The organism is Litoreibacter janthinus, assembly GCF_900111945.1.
Classification (GTDB): domain Bacteria; phylum Pseudomonadota; class Alphaproteobacteria; order Rhodobacterales; family Rhodobacteraceae; genus Litoreibacter; species Litoreibacter janthinus.
Window position 1 is genome coordinate 875751 of sequence record NZ_FOYO01000001.1, and the last position, 18359, is coordinate 894109.

Below are 18359 nucleotides of genomic sequence, written 5' to 3' on the forward strand. Positions count from 1 at the left end.
CGTAGTGTGACATAACTCTACGCCTCTTTTGCACTACTTGTAGTGCATAGGAGGCATTGAGTTTTCTGTGAAGCCGGGGCGTGAGCCATCCGGTGGAGAGATCACTAGCGAGAATGATGACATGAGTAGCGACAAACAGGGTGAGAGACCCTGTCGCCGAAAGTCCAAGGGTTCCTGCTTAAAGCTAATCTGAGCAGGGTAAGCCGACCCCTAAGGCGAGGCCGAAAGGCGTAGTCGATGGGAACCAGGTTAATATTCCTGGGCCATGAGGTGGTGACGGATCTCGAAGGTAGTTCATCCTTATCGGATTGAATGGGCTGCTTAGAGGTTCCTGGAAATAGCCCCTCTATAAGATCGTACCCTAAACCGACACAGGTGGACTGGTAGAGAATACCAAGGCGCTTGAGAGAACGATGTTGAAGGAACTCGGCAAAATACCTCCGTAAGTTCGCGAGAAGGAGGCCCAGTTTCTACGCAAGTATTGGCTGGGGGCACAAACCAGGGGGTGGCGACTGTTTACTAAAAACACAGGGCTCTGCGAAGTCGTAAGACGACGTATAGGGTCTGACGCCTGCCCGGTGCCTGAAGGTTAAAAGGAGGAGTGCAAGCTCCGAATTGAAGCCCAGGTAAACGGCGGCCGTAACTATAACGGTCCTAAGGTAGCGAAATTCCTTGTCGGGTAAGTTCCGACCTGCACGAATGGCGTAACGACTTCCCCGCTGTCTCCAACATCGACTCAGCGAAATTGAATTGCCTGTCAAGATGCAGGCTTCCCGCGGTTAGACGGAAAGACCCCGTGCACCTTTACTACAGCTTCACACTGGCATCAGGCACAACATGTGCAGAATAGGCGGTAGACTTTGAAGCAGGAACGCCAGTTTCTGTGGAGTCTCCTTTGAGATACCGCCCTTGTTCTGCTTGATGTCTAACCGCGGTCCGTTATCCGGATCCGGGACCCTGTGTGGCGGGTAGTTTGACTGGGGCGGTCGCCTCCCAAACAGTAACGGAGGCGCGCGAAGGTTGGCTCAGACCGGTCGGAAATCGGTCGTTGAGTGCAATGGCAGAAGCCAGCCTGACTGCGAGACTGACAAGTCGAGCAGAGTCGAAAGACGGCCATAGTGATCCGGTGGTCCCGAGTGGAAGGGCCATCGCTCAACGGATAAAAGGTACGCCGGGGATAACAGGCTGATGGTGCCCAAGAGTCCATATCGACGGCACCGTTTGGCACCTCGATGTCGGCTCATCTCATCCTGGGGCTGGAGCAGGTCCCAAGGGTACGGCTGTTCGCCGTTTAAAGAGGTACGTGAGCTGGGTTTAGAACGTCGTGAGACAGTTCGGTCCCTATCTGCCGTGGGTGTAGGATACTTGAGAGGAGTTGCCCCTAGTACGAGAGGACCGGGGTGAACGATCCACTGGTGGACCAGTTGTTATGCCAATAGCAGTGCTGGGTAGCTATGATCGGAAAGGATAACCGCTGAAGGCATCTAAGCGGGAAGCCCCCCTCAAAACAAGGTATCCCTGAGAACCGAGGTAGACCACCTCGTCGATAGGCCAGAGATGTAAGCGCGGTAACGCGTTCAGTTGACTGGTACTAATTGTTCGATAGGCTTGATTTGATCCAGTAGAAGCTGGACTTCAAGAGAGCTGCACATGCAGTTTGACTTGGATTGCCCTTCGGGGTTGAGACTGATGTTGTTTGTTTGGTTTGGTGGTCATAGCGCGAGCAAAACACCCGATCCCATCCCGAACTCGGCCGTTAAGTGCCGTCGCGCCGATGGTACTGCGTCTTAAGACGTGGGAGAGTAGGTCACCGCCAAACCTAACAAGCAACATCAGATGTATCTCTCTTTCGATGACACAAAATTCTACGAAACGGGTCGCCTTGGGCGGCCTTTTTTGTGTTTCCAAGCTTTGACTTTGACTCGGCGGGCCCTGATAGAATTTCGAGCCCTGCGAAAAAAAACGGGCCTCCAGCTTAGTGCCAAGGGCCCGTTATATGTGTCTCGACATAAAGCCTGACTTTTTCTAAAGCGGCGCGCTAGAAAAAACCCTCTTCGTTGAGGTTCACCAGCAAGCTGGCCAGCCAGACCTCGTCGGTCATTCCGCTGTCGACTTCGGCCACAACCACATCTTTAAAGGCCACTTGGCCCTCCTGGTTGATCTGGAAATCCCAAGATAGAATGTCGATCCAAGCTTCTTGGACTTCCCACGGGATGATATCGATCCAGTTGGATTTAAAATCCCATGACAAGATGTCGATCCATCCCTCTTGCCCCTCTGTCAAAATACCTGTGACGGTCTCGTTAAATTCAAATTGATCCCAATTATTGTCAGCCATTGTAATTATTCCTTACCGTTAATGATCACACAAAAGGGCAAGATATTTCCCTCCCATGCCCATTCTGTGGGCCATCGGGGCTTCGATCAAGGGGGCAAGCCGAGCGCCAACCGTGAAAAGACCAAGATTACCCGTGAGCAGGATCACAACGTAGGAAAAATGCAGTGATTTGTGGGGAGTTTCGTCTGTGATGGGGTTGCGGTCACCTGCGACTCGCACTACATCACGTGAACCGAATTGGCGCGGGATGGAGCAGCCCGGTAGCTCGTCAGGCTCATAACCTGAAGGTCGTAGGTTCAAATCCTACTCCCGCAACCAAATTCGGAAGAAGCGCCTAATGTGGCGCTTTTTTCGTTTCTGGACCACCCCCTGCCGCCGAATGAGGGCCAAGCTGCGCTATCCTTTCCTGAATCTCAGGAACGTATTTCCGGTTCGCGTTGAATTCGAAAGATCAAAGCCAGCGTCACATTCTTTAAAGCCCACGCCACTGCGCCCGAGGCACATGCGCAATGTCTCCCATTCACGGAACTTTAAATCCATAGCAATGATCGCGGGCTGGTGATCCTGATCAACGTCTTCCGGCAACGGTCCAAACTCTGCGATTACAGCCTCACGAGTCAGGACGCGCAGCACTCCGTTTGCCGTTTGAACCACGAATCCACCTTCGCACGCGCGTACGGTCCCATAGAGAGCTGAAAGCTTCGCTTGAAGTGCTGCATGCTCGGATTCGGTCGCTAGAATCGTCGTTCCGCACATTCCGAAAACGGTATTTTCATGTTCAAGCCACTGAGGGACATAGATTAATTCTGGGCGATGTTGCTGGCACAAGAAAAACGAAAGTCTTGGCCACGTGCAGTCCGGAAGCAGTGCCAGTGTCGTCTTGGTTCGCCCTTGAGCGCCATCGGGCAATGAGACATCGCGGCCAAACTCCAGATGTCCGGCAACGGTGTATCCCGCTTTGGCGGCCGTTTTAGCATCTCTCAAGGAATCCGTACTGTGGAGCGCTGTCAGCGCCACGCCCTCTCGGACTTGGAGGTGGTCATAAATATGTCGCCCAAATCGGAAGTCACCAGCAGGCACTTCGTCCAGCAGGCCCTCATCATAGATCCCCATGATCTCAATTAGACAGCCCTGAAACATCGCCAAGCTTGTGCTTGTGCCCCAAGGGTGTTTGCCGATCGCGGTCATATTGAACCCCATCGCGATCAACAATTCGCGCAGACGATGAATGTCGCGCACTGCTATGAGTGGGTGATCAATGCCGAAAGACGCGTTCATCCCGTTCGGTTCTTTTTAGGCGCGAAATCCACCTTTGCGGCGCCGACATTGCGTGCCTTCGGGCCGACAACGACAGTGGCGGGAGGGACGTCTTCGACCACGACAGCTCCGGCCCCGACGTTTGCCCCTGCACCGACACTAATGTTTCCCAATAAGATGGCACCGGCCCCGACGACCACGCCACGCCCTAATCGAGGATGACGCGTTGGACCGCTATCCCTAAGCGTGCCGCCTAGCGTGACGCTGTGCCAGATGGAGACGTCTTCTTCGATCACGCAAGTCTCGCCAATGACGATCCCCAACCCGTGATCCAACCAAAGCCCAGCAGCAATTTGCGCAGCAGGATGAATGTCCGTTGCGAAGGCTCTTCCGCTGGTGGACTTCACCGCCAGGGCGAGGTTGTGATCACCATCCACCCAAAGCTGATGCGCCACGCGATGCGCCATCGTGGCATGAACACCCCGCGCAAATAGCAACGTGGCGGCCCTTCCCCCAGGCTCGAAGTTGCGACGGGCGGTTTCTGTGATGTCATAGACCGACTGCTCGATCAGGCTCGCGTTAGTGTCATACACGCGCTTGACGATCTTGCCGATGGCGGTATTGCCACCGCACATACCATCCAACAAATCGCCTGCAAGCGATGCGAAGCTATCGGCTGATCCCGTGGCGAGTCCCAGCACATCTCCGACGTCGGGCGCGCTTTCAAGCAAAGCCCGGACGTCGTTCACCAAGGAGTTCGCTGTGCTCATGCTCACCTACGAGACGTATCCGAAGGCGATCTTAGGGGTTGCCCCGCTATCGAGCCAAACGCTTTTTGCGGCGGTGTATTCCATCAACACATCCGTGCCACTCGACCGCCCATATCCGGAATCTAGCGACCCACCAAAGGGTGACGACACATGGATTGCTTTGTAGCTGTTGATCCAAAACGTGCCCGCTCGCACGGCGTCGGCCATGCGGTGCGCCCGTCCGACATCCGCAGTCCAGACAGCACCCGCCAATCCGAATTGGGTGTCATTGGCCAGGTTAATGGCCTCCTCCTCGTCGCCAAACGGCAGGGCGGTGACCACCGGACCAAAGATTTCCGTCTGCGCGGCGTGTGCCTGATTGGTCAACCCAGTCAGAACAGTTGGCGGCACAAAGAACCCGCTTTCTGGCTTAGCCTTCCGCGCCAAAACGGTGGCTCCGCTTTCCTTTGCGCTGCGCAGCATGTCTTGGACATGAGCGTACTGGCGCCCGTTGCTGATCGGCCCTATTTCGGTTGCTTCGTCCAGCGGATCGCCCAAACGGATTGAATTCATCCCCGCAGATAGCATGTCTACAAACTCCGAATGGATGGAATGATGCACCAGCAAACGCGAACCCGCGACGCAGCTCTGGCCCGCACCCGAGAAGATGGCGGCCTGTGCGCCAAGGCAGGCATGTTTCAGATTGGCGTCGTCAAATACGATGTTTGCGGATTTCCCGCCTAGCTCCAGGACAACAGGCTTGAGGGCCTGCGCTGCCGCAACAGCCACCCGACGTCCCGTCGCGGGGGAGCCTACGAAGACAACTTTTCGCACGGCATCATGCTCGATTGCTGCTTGCCCGGACGTTGGTCCAAGGCCGCACAGCACATTGACCAGCCCTTTGGGCAAACCTGCTTCTTCAGCAATCCTAACAAGCGCGACAGTCGTCACGGGTGTCAGTTCGCTCGGCTTTATAACAACGCCGTTGCCCGTGGCGATTGCAGGGGCAATTTGCCAACCCGCCGTGAAGATCGGTGCGTTCCATGGAGTTATCTGAAAGACCACGCCCAATGGCTCGCGTAAAGTATAGTTAAGATGGCCGGAGGGGACGGGAATAACTTCGCCATGCAGTTTGTCGGCCCAGCCACCGTAATAGGCGAACATCTCCGCAACCTTCGCCACTTCTACACGGCAGTCTCGGATTGGTTTGCCAGCGACAAGCGACTCCAGTCGCGCGAGTGGTTCGGCATGGCCCAGAACCGCGCGGGAGATGTCTTGCATCACCTGCCCACGCGCCGCCGCCGAAAGTGATTTCGCCCACTGGTGTTGCGCCGTTTGCGCAGCAGCACAGGCTGCATGCGCGACAGCGACACCAGCATCTGCATAACTGGTAAATGGCTGTTCGGTGAAGGGATCGACCAAGGTGATGGCGTCACCCGCGCCATCGACCAAATCGCCCGCAACCAAACTCTGGGGATATAGGCCCAGACCAAGAGCAGCCATGTCTGCGGCAAATAGCGCTTTGCGTTCGGTCATTGGTTGCGTCCTCCGTCCAGCTTAGTGATTTCATTGAAGTCCGCGGCGTCCGAGATATTCTGGGATTTCGTCAGCCATAGGTCTGCAATTGATGCAAACCCGTCTAGCGCAACGCCTTTGGCTTTTGCCAAGTCCAGCGCCAGCCCAACGTCCTTGCGCATCAGCCCCATGGTAAAGCCGGAATCGAAGGCGTCAGTCAGCACCCACTTCGGAAAATTCACTTCGCTCACGCCGCTGCGGCCAGAGCCTGCATTGATCCCCTCTAACAGGTCCGCGGGCGCAACGCCCGCCGCTTGGCCAAGCCGTACGGCCTCTGCCACTAAAACAAGGTTTGCCGCGCACAGCATGTTGTTGGCGATCTTCGCGGCATGTCCGGCACCGGGGCCTCCCACAACAACGGTTTTCGCGGTCAGAATATCTGTAAGCGGGCGCAGAGCGTCAATCGCCCCTTGATCCCCGCCAAGCAGCATTGTCATCGTGCCGTTGCGCGCGGCTATTGGGCCACCGCTGACAGGGCCATCAACGAAGTGGCACTTTTGCGATGCTGCAATCGTCGCCATCTTTTGGGAGATCTCAGGCTCCGAGGTAGAGGTGTCCAGCACGATGGTGCCGGACGTGAGGTGTGAGACAATTTCGTCCATGACGAACTCAATGACCGCAGCCTTGGGCAGAGACAGGATGATCCGGTCGCATTTACGCGCCAGATCCGCAGCGCTTGCCGCCATGTCCGCGCCAAGTTGCGCCATGCGCTCCAGATTGTCGTGTGCCGGATCATAGCAAAGCACGCTCAGCCCCATTTCCAACAAGTGAGCGACCATACCGCCCCCCATGTTGCCACACCCGATAACTCCCAGTTTCATGGTCTGTCGCCTCATTCGCAGATGACCCGTTGTGACAGTTGACGCATCACCCAGAGACGGCAGCAAGGCCCGCATCCAGCGCGGACAGGACGGTCTCTACCTCGGCTTCTGTGATGATCAACGGTGGGGACATCATCAAGTTGTTCCCGCCGATGCGAACCATAGCACCAGCGTCATAGGCCGTGTTGAAGACGGTGGCGAGCGTGCCCGGCTTCGCAGCCGCTTTGGTTGCTGGGTCAGCGACCAGTTCGATTGCAGCCATCAACCCGTGCCCGCCGCGCACGTCACCGACGATCTCGTATTTGTCCTTCAGCGCAAGTAGTCCGGCGAAGAGTTGGTCCCCTCGCGGGGCAGCGTTTTCATTGATTTTCAGTCGCTGCGTTTCTCGGATGCAGGCCAGTGCCGCTGCGGATCCGACGGGATGTGCGGAATAGGTGTAGCCGTGGAAGATCGACGCCATGTCAGGATCGCCCGTCTCGAACACCTCGGCCACAGCTTCGGACACCATGCACGCTCCAAACGGGAAGTAGCCGGAGGTGATGCCCTTAGCCATCGTCATCATATCCGGCTGCACGCCCCAATGCCGCGAGCCGGACCAGTCGCCGGTGCGCCCGTAGCCTGTAATCACTTCGTCAGCGATCATCAGGATGCCGTACCGGGTGCAGATGTCGCGCATTAGCCCCATGAAGCTCTTATCTGGCACGATGACCCCGCCAGCGCCTTGGATAGGCTCCATGATGAAGGCTGCAATGGTATTGGCGCCTTGAAATTCGATCTCGTCTATCATCGCTGCCGCGCAAAGCTGCGCCAACTTGGCGGGATCGGTCTCGTTAAACGGGTTGCGGTAAGGGTAGGGGGACGGAATGTGGAAACATCCCGGAAGCAACGGCTCGTAGTTGATGCGGAAGCGGTTGTTCCCGTTCACCGAGGCCCCGCCAAAATGCGTGCCATGGTAGCCCTTTTTGAGGGACAGAAACTTGGTCCGCGAGGCTTCGCCACGCACTTTGTGATATTGCCGCGCAAGGCGCAGCGATGTTTCAACAGCGTCAGAGCCGCCTGAGGTAAAGAACGCGCGTCCCATACCGTCGGGCGCAAACATCTCGCGCAGCTCGTAGCTCAACTCGATCGCAGGCTCGTTCGATGTGCCCGCGAAGGCCGAGTAGTAAGGTAGGACCTGAAGCTGATCCGCGATGGCTTTCTTGATCGGCTCGCATGAATAGCCGACATTCACACACCACAACCCGCCAACCCCGTCGACGACGGTTTGCCCCTTCATGTCGGTAATGGTCGATCCCTGTGCCGAAGAAATGATGCGTGGAGGATGGGCCTGCGACGCGCCGGGGTGCCCCATTGGGTGCCACATGTGGCGGGCATTGTTTTCGTTCAGGAAGTTCGAGTCTTTCATGGTCCATCTCCGGATGCTGATGCCGAAGGGTTGCGCCAAAAGGCAACGCCTGCAACCCTGTTTCCGACATCACCCTTGTTTGGGGCGGGTCTGCCCTCTACATGGCAGGGAATGAAACGTTTTATCCCGTTTATGAAGTCGCCCCCGACGGTGAATGTCGTCGCACTGAGTGGCGTGATCGCGGCTGGCGGCCGTGGGGGGAACTTGAACGATGCGGGGCTCGCTTCGCTTCTTCAAAAGGCGTTCAAGAAGGGCAAACCGGCTGCGGTCGCCTTGCAACTGAATTCACCTGGCGGCTCTCCGGTGCAAAGCTCTTTGATCGGCGCGCGGATACGTCGGTTGGCGGATGAGCACAATATGCCTGTTTTTGCCTTTGTCGAAGACGTTGCGGCCTCGGGCGGCTATTGGCTGGCAGCCAGCGCGGATGAGATTTATGTCGACCCTAGCTCCATCGTTGGCTCCATCGGGGTGATCTCGGCCAGTTTCGGCTTTCACGAGCTGATGCAGCGCCAAGGGGTGGAGCGTCGGGTTCATACCGCGGGCAAAGACAAATCCATGCTGGATCCTTTCCGCCCGGAACGCCCCGCCGATGTAAAGCGGCTCAAAGCGCTTCAAGCCCAGATTCACGACACGTTCATCGCTCATGTGAAAAGCCGTCGCGGCTCTAAGCTGTCTGAGGATGGCGTTTTGTTCACGGGCGAAATCTGGGTAGGCGCGAAAGCCATTGATGTCGGCCTCGCCGATGCAGTGGGTCATCTGGTTCCGGTGATGAAAGAGCGTTTCGGGGACGACGTTCGCTTCAACGCATTCGGGCCGAAAAGGTCGCTGTTCCAACGCTTCGGGGCGCGCGTGCTGACTGACACGATTGAACAGCTGGACGAAAAGGCGCTATGGGCGCAGTTCGGGCTGTGACCGAATGATCTTCAAAATTATCACCCTGTTTCTGGTCGGGATGGCTGTGCTGGCCATGTTCGGCAAGCTCAAGTTTCCCAAAGTCGGGCCGAAGCTGGGTGCAAAAAACGCGCGCAAATGCGCCAAATGCGGAAGCTATAAGATCGGCAAGGGCCCGTGTCCTTGTCTTAAAAAGGGCTGAGGGATGTTGGAAATTCTGGGAGCAATAGGCGGGCTGGTGATCCTGCTGTTGGCCGGTGACGCGCTGGTACGCGGTGCCGTTAACCTGTCACTTCGACTAGGTATTCCCGCATTGATTGTCAGCTTGACCGTCGTCGCTTTCGGCACCTCAGCGCCAGAGCTTCTGATTGCTATCCAAGCCGTCATCGATGGCGTCCCGGGCTTGGCCTTGGGCAACGTGGTCGGCTCGAACACGGCCAATGTTCTGTTGGTTTTGGGCATCCCCGCGCTGTTTGCTGGATTGCCGACCAGTGAATCCGACACAAAGAAAAGCTTCGTCCAGATGATCGCCGCGACGCTGCTGTTTATCGCAGTGTGTTTCTTTGGCCCGATCACGTGGATGCACGCATTGGTTTTGCTGGCAGGTATGGCGGTGATTTTGACCGACCAGTTCCGCGACGCCCTCTCCGGCCGCGCTGCTGCGACAGTCGAGCCACCCGAGGGCGCAGACCCGACAATGGCCGGCTGGAAAGTCACAGCCTACCTGCTGACGGGCCTGATCGGTTTGCCGTTGGGCGCAAGTTTGCTGGTCGACAACGCCAGTGCAATCGCCACACGCATGGGCGTGTCGGAAACGATCATCGGCCTGACACTGGTCGCCGTCGGGACATCGCTGCCCGAACTCGCAACGACCGTCGTCGCCGCAATGCGAAAACATGCAGATGTCGCGCTGGGGAACGTGATTGGATCAAACCTGTTCAACCTGTTGGTCATCATTGGTGTGGCTGGGCTTGTTGGGCCGATCCCCGTGCCAGAGGCCTTCCTGCGCTTCGATCTGTGGGTGATGCTGGCCTCGTCCCTGATCCTCATTCCCGTGGTGTTCTGGCACAAGGACCTGGGTAAGCGTTGGGGCGTGGCACTTTGCGCGCTATATGTCGTCTACATCGCAATCGTGTTGCTAGCTGAGGTTTAAATGATCAACGGGCGGGCATTGGTAACGGGCGGGGCGGATCGATTAGGCCGCGCTATGTCTTTGCAGCTGGCTGATATGGGCTTTGACGTGGCGGTGCACTACGGCAGTTCGCAGGACGCAGCACGCGAAACCGTTGCATTGATCGAAGCCAAAGGTCGCAAGGCGTCAGCACTACAGGCTGACCTGCTGGATCTGGATGCTGTCGAGGCCTTGCTGCCCGCAGCTGTTGACGCACTGGGTGGTCCGCTTACCGTGTTGATCAACAATGCCTCCATTTTTGAATACGACTCGATAGACACCGCAACGCGCGAGAGTTGGAACCGCCATATGGCTTCCAACTTCCAAGCCCCGTTCTTGCTGACGCAGGCGTTTGCCAAACAGGCACCAAGTGCTGGCATCGACAATCGGGGCGAGCCGGTTGCGCAGGCCGCCATCATCAACATGATTGACCAGCGCGTGCGTAAACTCACGCCCGAGTTTATGACCTACACCTTGGCCAAGATGGGGCTTTGGGCGTTGACGCAAACCAGCGCACAAGCTTTGGCGCCTGCGATCAGGGTCAATGCAATCGGCCCTGGGCCGACGATGCAAGGCGCGCGCCAGTCTGATGGGCACTTCGCACGGCAACGGGACAACACAGTTTTGAAGCGTGGGTCCAACCCTGAAGACATCACCGCGGCCCTCGCCTACATCCTGAACGCTCCGGCGCTTACAGGGCAGCTATTGTGCATTGATGCGGGGCAACACTTGGGTTGGCAGACACCAGACGTATTGGGCGTAGAATAGCTAAAAAATGCAGATTTGTTGGATTGTCGCATTGACTTGTCCCCCTCGGCCAAATCCGTCACGAATCTGTTACTAAAAGCCTAATGTTTTCAGGTGTTTGACATTGTTAATAAAAAAACATAATTGAAATCAATGGCTTGTATGTGTGCCTATTTTTTGGGCAGTTAGGGTTATTGCCCGAAAAATAACGATAATTTGCGGCTCACCGCATTTGCCCCACAAGGTTATCCACAGGAATAGTGGACACCTTTAATCTTGATCCCGTCTGCGCGACATTGCAGCGAAGGTAAGGAATCACGTAGCACCCATGACGGACCCTAAGTCACCCGCAAATTCTGATGCAGAAGATGCCGTTACGTTAACCGGTCACGCCTGTGTGCAGTCCTATCTGAGATCGCTCGACAACTCGCCGGGCGTTTATCGGATGCTCGATGCGCAGCAGCGCGTGCTCTATGTCGGCAAAGCGCGGTCGTTGAAGAAACGGGTTTCAAACTACGCGAACCCCAAAGGCCACAGTCCGCGGATCGAACGGATGATTTCCGAAACATCGTCGATGATGTTTCTGACCACCAAGACCGAGACCGAGGCGCTGTTATTAGAACAGAACCTCATCAAGCAGCTGAAGCCCAAGTTCAACGTGCTACTGCGGGACGACAAAAGTTTCCCGAATATTCTGGTGACCACCTCGCACGACTTCCCTCAGATCAAAAAGCATCGGGGTGCGAAGCGTGAGAAGGGGGATTACTACGGCCCCTTCGCATCGGCAGGCGCGGTCAACCGAACCCTGAACCAGCTTCAGCGCGCCTTCCTTCTGCGCAACTGCTCTGACAGCGACTTTGAAACACGCTCGCGGCCGTGTCTCCAGTTTCAAATCAAACGCTGCTCCGCGCCGTGTGTGGGCAAGGTCAGCGGCGAAGATTACGCCAAGCTGGTGCGCGACGCTCAAAACTTTCTCTCCGGCAGATCAACCAATATGCAAGAGAGTCTGGCCAAAGACATGCAGCAAGCCTCCGAAGATATGGAGTTTGAGCGTGCCGCAGCCTTACGCGACCGCATCCGCGCATTGACCCAAGTTCAAACGGCTCAAGGCATTAACCCGCAAACCGTGGCCGAGGCCGATATTATCGCGCTGCATCTGGAGCATGGTCAGGCATGTGTGCAGGTGTTCTTCATCCGCGCTAATCAAAACTGGGGCAACCGCGATTTCTATCCGAAAACCGCCAACGCGGCAGAGCCAGAGATTCTGCAGGCCTTCATGGGGCAGTTCTATTCCGACAAAGAGCCACCGCGCCAAATCATCTTGTCGCATGGCATCGAAGATCCTGACCTGATGGCCGAAGCACTGAGCGGCAAGCTTGGTCGGAAGGTCGAAATCCTGGTGCCACAACGCGGAGAAAAGCAAGAACTTGTCACCAGCGCCTTGCGCAACGCCCGCGAGAGCCTTGCACGCAAAATGTCGGAAAGCGCGACCCAAACCAAGCTCCTTAAGGGCGTGGCTGAGGCCTTTGATCTGGATGCGCCGCCCAAACGGATCGAAGTCTACGATAACTCTCATATCCAAGGCACAAATGCCGTAGGCGGCATGATCGTCGCGGGGGAAGAGGGCTTTCTGCGCAATCAGTACCGCAAGTTCAACATCAAGGGCGAAGACCTCGTTCCGGGAGACGACTTCGGCATGATGAAGGAGGTGCTTTTGCGGCGTTTCAAGCGCCTGCAGAAAGAAGACCCTGAACGGAAGTCCGACATGTGGCCGGATTTGTTGCTGATCGATGGCGGCGCGGGTCAAGTCTCGGCGGTGCGCGAGATCATGCGCGAGATGAACGTCGAAGATATTGCCATGGTCGGCGTTGCCAAGGGCGTTGATCGGGACGCTGGGAAAGAGGAATTCCACCGCACTGGGAAGCGTGCCTTTGCGCTGCGCCACAACGACCCTGTGTTGTATTTCATCCAGCGCCTGCGGGACGAGGCCCACCGTTTCGCAATCGGCACCCACCGCGCCAAGCGCGCCAAGTCCCAGCTGAAGAACCCGTTGGACGAGGTCGAAGGCGTAGGGCCGAAACGCAAGAAAGCGCTATTGATGCATTTCGGATCGGCCAAGGCAGTGGCACGGGCGAACTTGTCCGATCTGTTGAGCGTCGAAGGTGTGTCCGAAGCGATGGCCCGCACGATCTACGACCATTTCCACGAAAAAGGCTAGCGCTGTGGCTCGGGTTGCCCCTTGGCAGACCCCTCGCTTCTCCATAGCTTACTCATATGACATCACAGACAGCTTTGCAGCGCCGCATCGACGGCAAACGCGACGACCTGATTGCGCTCACCCAAGACTTGGTGCGCATCCCGACTTTGAACCCGCCCGGCGAAAATTATCGCGAGATTTGCGAGTTTCTTCGCGAACGCCTCGCCCCGCGTGGGTTCACCTGCGACCTGATCCGCGCGCATGGCACGCCGGGGGATAGCGAGAAGTATCCGCGTTGGAACATTGTGGCCCGCCATGAGGGCGCGCGTGCAGGGGACTGCGTTCACTTCAATAGCCATACCGATGTGGTGGAGGTCGGCGCAGGCTGGACCGTAGATCCGTTCGGCGGGGAGTTGAAAGACGGCAAAATCTTCGGGCGTGGCACCTGCGATATGAAAGGTGGTCTCGCCGCCTCCATCATCGCAGTTGAGGCGTTCATCGAAGAACACCCAGACTTCGCAGGTAGTATTGAGATCAGTGGCACCGCTGACGAGGAAACCGGCGGCTATGGTGGCGTGGCCTATCTGGCAGAGCAGGGGCATTACAAAAACGTCCAGCACGTCATAATCCCCGAGCCCTTGCAAAAAGACCGAATCTGTTTGGGGCATCGTGGCGTCTGGTGGGCCGAGATCGAAACCCATGGAGAGATTGCCCATGGTTCTATGCCCTTCCTTGGCGACTGCGCTGTGCGCCACATGGGCGCTGTGATGCACGAGATGGAGGAGAGCCTTTTCCCGGCCTTGGCGCTGAAGAAAACCGCTATGCCAGTCGTGCCTGTCGGCGCGCGGTCCTCGACCATGAACATCAACTCCCTGCATGGCGGGCAGACAGAGCCCGAGCCAGATTTTACCGGCTTGCCTTCGGCCTGCGTGCCGGACCATGCCAAAATGATCATCGACCGTCGCTACCTGATGGAAGAGAGCAAAGCCGAGGTGGAAAGTGAGGTTCGCGCGGTTCTGGAAAAGGTCGCGTCCGAGCGTGAAAACTTCCGCTATGATCTTAACGAAATCTGGTCGGTGGAGCCGACAATGGCCCCCAAGGACTCCGCGGTTGTTACGTCGGTCGCAAAAGCCATCGGTGACATCTTGGGCAAAGAGGCCGAGTATGTGGTCTCGCCTGGCACCTATGACCAGAAGCATATCGATCGCATCGGCAAGCTGAAGAACTGTATCGCCTACGGCCCTGGCCTGTTGGAGCTGGCACATAAGCCGGACGAATATGTCGGGGTCGATGACATGCTAGACAGTGCCAAAGTTATGGCACTTGTGCTGGTAGATTTGCTGCTGCCAAAAGACTTGCAGAGCACGGCGAGGTGATTTCGTGGCTCTGAGCTGACTGTTCGACCAACAGGTGAATAAATGCTACCCTTCACCACATTCAGCGTAGCTGTCACGGTTTGGCAGCTTCGATACCCCAGAATTGATCGGAAGTTCTTATGAAGAGTGAAGCAAATGACCAAAGCAAAAACGCAGCGCTGACTGCATTGCTACAAAAACTGGGGATGACCATGCTGGGCGCGAACGAGGTGTTGGCTGCTCGTATGGTGTCCGATCCAAAGGACCGCACAACTCTGGCGTCGATTGTGGATACTGGGACCTCTCCATCCGGCGCAGCAACGGGCAAACGGCAGCACAAGCCGTTCACACTCGCCTCACCTGATGGCGTGCCTGACGCCACAAATAAGATGTCGGTATTCGGTCTCCAACAACTTGCGCAGGCGAAGACGATCACCAATCGGGTTGATCGTAAATTCATTGCAGCTTTGATCGGTCGCGATGCCGCTTCAGCGCCTGTCGCGCGGTATTATCTGGAAAACGCGTGGCCGACGAAGTGAGCCGCTAGCCAACTGCTATATTATCGATCAGGCGCACGCCAGCCAACCAAGCTGCCGCTAGCAGCCGTGCTGGACGTGTCGGGGCGTTCAATTCCTCCAGCGTGTCGCAGGCACGCAGGTCCAGATACTCCACTTCCGTAAACCCCGCACGCTCGATCCGGGCGATGGCTTTGGCTCTTGTGTCCGCAATATCCCCGCCTGACAGCAGCGCATCGGCCATCTCCTCCATTGCGGCGTTCAATTCTGGCGCCCAAACGCGGGCGCGGTCGGATAACAGCAGGTTGCGTGATGACATCGCAAGCCCGTCCTCCTCGCGAATAGTCGGGCAGCCAATGACCTCTATGGGGATGTCCAAATCGGCGGCCAGACGGGTCACCACCTGCAATTGCTGAAAGTCCTTCTCACCGAAATAGGCGCGATCTGCTTGGGTCTGCATAAACAGTTTGCTGACCACGGTTGCAACGCCGTCAAAATGGCCGGGCCGATGCGCGCCGCACAACACATCCGTCAGCCCACCCACAGACACATTGGTGGCAAACCCCTCGGGATACATTGTTGGGCCATCCGGCACATAAACCGCGTCCACATCAAAGGGCGATAGCTTCTGTGCGTCGTCCTCCTCGGTGCGGGGGTATTTTTCGTAGTCTTCGGGATTGTTGAACTGCTTGGGGTTGATGAAAATCGTGACGATGACACGATCACACCCCTCCTTGGCAGCGCGCACAAGGCTCAGGTGGCCTTGGTGCAACGCGCCCATCGTCGGGACAACGCCCACCGTCTCGCCGGATTTTTTCCAGCCGCTGACCATTGAACGCAGCTCGCTAAGCGAGCGAATGATAGGCGCGCTCATTTCGACGCTCCCGGTGCGGTATCGGCGAAGGTGTGTTCAGCGGCGGGGAAGCTGCGGGCTTGAACTTCGTCCGCGTAGGCCTGGATCGCGCCGCGCGCGTCATCGCCCAAGGTGGCAAAGCGCTTCACGAACTTTGCTTTGAAGGCTGTGAACAGCCCCAGCATGTCGTCGACGACCAAGATTTGCCCGTCACAGTTCGCAGATGCGCCAATTCCAATCGTCGGAATGGCCACCGCGCCGGTGATCTTGTCGGCCAGTGCGGCAGGGACCTTCTCCAGCACGACCGCAAAGGCACCGGCCTGCGCCACAGCCTTTGCATCGGCCATCAAAGCTGCGGCATCCTCGCCGCGCCCTTGCACCTTGTAGCCGCCCAACGTGTTGATCGACTGGGGCGTCAGCCCGATATGTGCCATCACCGGAATGCCGCGGGACACAAGGAAGTTGATGGTGTCAGCCATGACAACGCCGCCTTCTAGCTTGACCGCGCCGGCATTTGTTTCGGCCATGAGCCGTGCGGCATTGCGGAAGGCTTGCTCGCGGCTTTCCTCGTAGGACCCGAACGGCATATCGATGACCAGCATCGACGTCGACAGCCCGCGCCGCACAGCTTTGCCGTGCATGATCATCATCTCCATGGTCACTCCAACGGTAGAGGGCAGGCCATGCAGCACCATCCCGACAGAGTCTCCGACCAGCACGAAGTCGCAAATGCCATCCATAAGTTCGGCCATTGGTGTGGTGTAGGCGGTCAGGCTAACCAAGGGTGTCCCACCTTTGCGCGCAAGGATGTCTTGCGGCATCGGGGCGGTTTTACGGGCAGTGGCGCTCATGCGTGAAGGACCTTCCGGCTATAATCTTGCGCAGGGCCTACCAATATAGCGGTTGCGTTACCAGTGGGTTGCGCTTGATTACGCTGCAATTCCGTTCCAGACTTCCCACCAAGGGAGCCAAGTCCGCGCCCACCTACTGGAGGATACCCCATGACCCGATGGATTTTAGGCGCCGTATCAGCAACGGCACTGCTCACAGGCGCGGCCAGCGCCAAAACCGACGTCACTGTCGGATTGCAACTTGAGCCTCCGCACTTGGACCCGACATCTGCCGCGGCAGGTGCGATTGATCAGGTGCTGTATTCCAACGTGTTCGAGGGGCTGATGCGGTTCGCCTCCGATGGCTCCGTCATTAATGGTCTTGCCGAGGATTGGGACATCTCCGAGGACGGTAAAACCTATACCTTCAAGCTCCATTCCGGGGTGAAGTTTCACGACGGAACAGATTTAGAGGCCTCTGATGTTGTGTTCTCTCTGAACCGCGCCCGCGCCGAAGACTCGGTAAATGCCCAAAAAGCGCTATTCGCCAATATCGCAGACGTGAAAGCCATTGACGCTCTGACGGTCGAGGTCACGTTGGCTGCCCCTCAGGGCAACTTCCTGTTCAACATGGCTTGGGGTGACGCCGTGATCGTCGCACCTGAAAGCATCGACGACATCAAGATCAAACCCATTGGCACAGGAGCCTTCAAGTTCAGCGACTGGAAGCAGGGCGATAGCATCACATTGGTGAAAAACCCCGCCTATTGGGGGACCCCCGCCAAGTTGACCGAGGCTACGTTCAAATTCATCTCCGAACCAACCGCCGCCTTCGCCGCGATGATGGCCGAGGACGTGGACGCATTTTACAGCTATCCCGCGCCGGAAAACCTCGCGCAATTTGAGGCAGACCCGCGCTTCACGGTCTTAGCGGGCAACACAGAGGGCGAAACCATCCTCGCCATGAACAACAAGCAAGCGCCCTTTGACAATAAGCTGGTGCGCCAGGCCGTCAGCCACGCGATTGACCGCCAGTCCATCATTGATGGTGCAATGTTTGGTTACGGCACGCCGATCGGGTCGCACTTCGCGCCTCATAATCCAGCCTATATCGATCTGACCGGAAACTCTGCCTATGATCCCGAAAAGGCCAAGGCCCTTTTGGCAGAAGCAGGCATGGCAGATGGTTTCAAAACGACCCTAAAGCTGCCTCCGCCATCCTACGCGCGGCGCGGCGGCGAGATCATCGCGGCACAATTGCGCGCGGTGGGTATCGAGACCGAGATCAGCAACCTCGAATGGGCGCAATGGCTTGAACAGGCTTTCCGAGGCAAGGATTTCGGTCTGACCATCGTCAGTCACACAGAGCCTATGGATATCGGCATCTACGCTCGGCCGGATTATTACTTCCAGTATGACAATCCAGAGCTGCAACAACTAATGGCTGATCTGGACACCGAGGCTGACGGCGACAAGCGCACCGAGATGCTGCAACAGGCGCAGACCATCATTTCGGAGGATTACGTTAACGCCTACCTGTTCCAACTGGCTCTGACCTCTGTGGTGAACGCCAAGCTGCAAGGGATATGGCCCGACGCGCCAACGCAGGCGATTGACCTGACCGGCGTTAGCTGGTCCGAGTAAGATCGGGGCGT

Annotated in this window: 16 protein-coding genes, 1 tRNA gene and 2 rRNA genes (1 of these 19 only partly in view); 11 read left to right on the plus strand and 8 right to left on the minus strand. The window is 57.1% G+C overall.

Features of this window, described 5'->3' with window-relative positions; translation table 11 throughout:
- Both BM352_RS04420 and rrf read left to right on the plus strand, forming a co-directional pair.
- Nucleotides 1–1616: ribosomal RNA gene (locus BM352_RS04420) — 23S ribosomal RNA — on the plus strand (it extends 1218 nt beyond the left edge of the window).
- Nucleotides 1617–1704: 88 nt separating this feature from the next.
- Nucleotides 1705–1819 (plus strand): 5S ribosomal RNA (gene rrf, locus BM352_RS04425).
- 219 nt (nucleotides 1820–2038) lie between these two features.
- On the opposite strand, the gene BM352_RS04430 is transcribed toward rrf, so the two are convergent.
- Nucleotides 2039–2338 carry a hypothetical protein gene (locus BM352_RS04430; RefSeq protein WP_090213019.1) on the minus strand — a complete coding sequence of 100 codons (300 nt, stop codon included), beginning with the start codon at nucleotides 2336–2338 and terminating at the stop codon, nucleotides 2039–2041.
- A 241-nt stretch (nucleotides 2339–2579) separates the two neighbouring features.
- On the opposite strand from BM352_RS04430, the gene BM352_RS04435 reads away from it, so the two are divergent.
- Nucleotides 2580–2656 (plus strand) — tRNA-Met (locus tag BM352_RS04435).
- A gap of 78 nt (nucleotides 2657–2734) precedes the next feature.
- Here BM352_RS04435 and BM352_RS04440 read toward each other — a convergent pair.
- Genes BM352_RS04440 through BM352_RS04460 form a run of 5 tightly spaced genes read right to left on the minus strand, consistent with a single transcriptional unit; the run spans nucleotide 2735 to nucleotide 8145 of the window.
- The gene (locus BM352_RS04440; protein ID WP_090213022.1) at nucleotides 2735–3616 is read right to left on the minus strand and encodes a VOC family protein; all 882 of its coding nucleotides are present in this window, start codon (nucleotides 3614–3616) and stop codon (nucleotides 2735–2737) included.
- Nucleotides 3613–4365, minus strand: coding sequence for a serine O-acetyltransferase (locus BM352_RS04445; RefSeq protein ID WP_090213024.1), 753 nt, complete (start codon nucleotides 4363–4365; stop codon nucleotides 3613–3615). Before BM352_RS04445 ends, BM352_RS04440 begins: the two co-directional genes overlap by 4 nt.
- Before the next feature lie 6 nt (nucleotides 4366–4371).
- Nucleotides 4372–5880 (minus strand): aldehyde dehydrogenase family protein, encoded by a 1509-nt coding sequence (locus tag BM352_RS04450; protein WP_090213026.1) that lies wholly within the window; start codon nucleotides 5878–5880, stop codon nucleotides 4372–4374.
- Nucleotides 5877–6740 carry an NAD(P)-dependent oxidoreductase gene (locus BM352_RS04455; protein WP_090213029.1) on the minus strand — a complete coding sequence of 288 codons (864 nt, stop codon included), beginning with the start codon at nucleotides 6738–6740 and terminating at the stop codon, nucleotides 5877–5879. The genes BM352_RS04450 and BM352_RS04455 overlap by 4 nt, the downstream gene beginning before the upstream one ends.
- Nucleotides 6741–6786: 46 nt before the next feature.
- Entirely contained in the window at nucleotides 6787–8145 is a 1359-nt protein-coding gene (locus BM352_RS04460; RefSeq protein WP_090213030.1) for an aminotransferase class III-fold pyridoxal phosphate-dependent enzyme, read from the minus strand.
- A gap of 111 nt (nucleotides 8146–8256) precedes the next feature.
- On the opposite strand from BM352_RS04460, the gene BM352_RS04465 reads away from it, so the two are divergent.
- The 7 genes from BM352_RS04465 to BM352_RS04490 all read left to right on the plus strand — a co-directional run bounded on the left by BM352_RS04465 (nucleotide 8257) and on the right by BM352_RS04490 (nucleotide 15045).
- Nucleotides 8257–9057 (plus strand): S49 family peptidase, encoded by an 801-nt coding sequence (locus BM352_RS04465; protein WP_090213033.1) that lies wholly within the window; start codon nucleotides 8257–8259, stop codon nucleotides 9055–9057.
- Nucleotides 9058–9061: 4 nt separating this feature from the next.
- Nucleotides 9062–9238: a hypothetical protein gene (locus BM352_RS18910; RefSeq protein WP_175500619.1), complete on the plus strand. Its 177-nt coding sequence runs from the start codon at nucleotides 9062–9064 to the stop codon at nucleotides 9236–9238.
- A 3-nt stretch (nucleotides 9239–9241) separates the two neighbouring features.
- Nucleotides 9242–10189, plus strand: a complete 948-nt coding sequence (locus tag BM352_RS04470; RefSeq protein ID WP_090213035.1) for a calcium/sodium antiporter — start codon at nucleotides 9242–9244, stop codon at nucleotides 10187–10189.
- Nucleotides 10190–10975: an SDR family oxidoreductase gene (locus tag BM352_RS04475; protein ID WP_090213038.1), complete on the plus strand. Its 786-nt coding sequence runs from the start codon at nucleotides 10190–10192 to the stop codon at nucleotides 10973–10975.
- A gap of 307 nt (nucleotides 10976–11282) precedes the next feature.
- A complete protein-coding gene (gene uvrC, locus BM352_RS04480; RefSeq protein ID WP_090213041.1) occupies nucleotides 11283–13172 on the plus strand; it encodes an excinuclease ABC subunit UvrC in 1890 nt (629 codons plus the stop codon).
- 56 nt (nucleotides 13173–13228) lie between these two features.
- A complete protein-coding gene (locus BM352_RS04485; RefSeq protein ID WP_090213044.1) occupies nucleotides 13229–14527 on the plus strand; it encodes an acetylornithine deacetylase/succinyl-diaminopimelate desuccinylase family protein in 1299 nt (432 codons plus the stop codon).
- Nucleotides 14528–14646: 119 nt separating this feature from the next.
- Nucleotides 14647–15045: a hypothetical protein gene (locus tag BM352_RS04490; protein WP_090213048.1), complete on the plus strand. Its 399-nt coding sequence runs from the start codon at nucleotides 14647–14649 to the stop codon at nucleotides 15043–15045.
- A gap of 4 nt (nucleotides 15046–15049) precedes the next feature.
- On the opposite strand, the gene panC is transcribed toward BM352_RS04490, so the two are convergent.
- The gene (gene panC, locus BM352_RS04495) at nucleotides 15050–15895 is read right to left on the minus strand and encodes a pantoate--beta-alanine ligase (protein WP_090213050.1); all 846 of its coding nucleotides are present in this window, start codon (nucleotides 15893–15895) and stop codon (nucleotides 15050–15052) included.
- Complete coding sequence (panB, locus tag BM352_RS04500) at nucleotides 15892–16725, minus strand: 3-methyl-2-oxobutanoate hydroxymethyltransferase (RefSeq protein ID WP_090213052.1); 834 nt, start codon at nucleotides 16723–16725, stop codon at nucleotides 15892–15894. Before panB ends, panC begins: the two co-directional genes overlap by 4 nt.
- Nucleotides 16726–16875: 150 nt before the next feature.
- Between panB and BM352_RS04505 the strand changes: the two genes are divergently transcribed.
- Nucleotides 16876–18348: an ABC transporter substrate-binding protein gene (locus BM352_RS04505; RefSeq protein ID WP_090213055.1), complete on the plus strand. Its 1473-nt coding sequence runs from the start codon at nucleotides 16876–16878 to the stop codon at nucleotides 18346–18348.
- Nucleotides 18349–18359 lie beyond the last annotated feature (11 nt).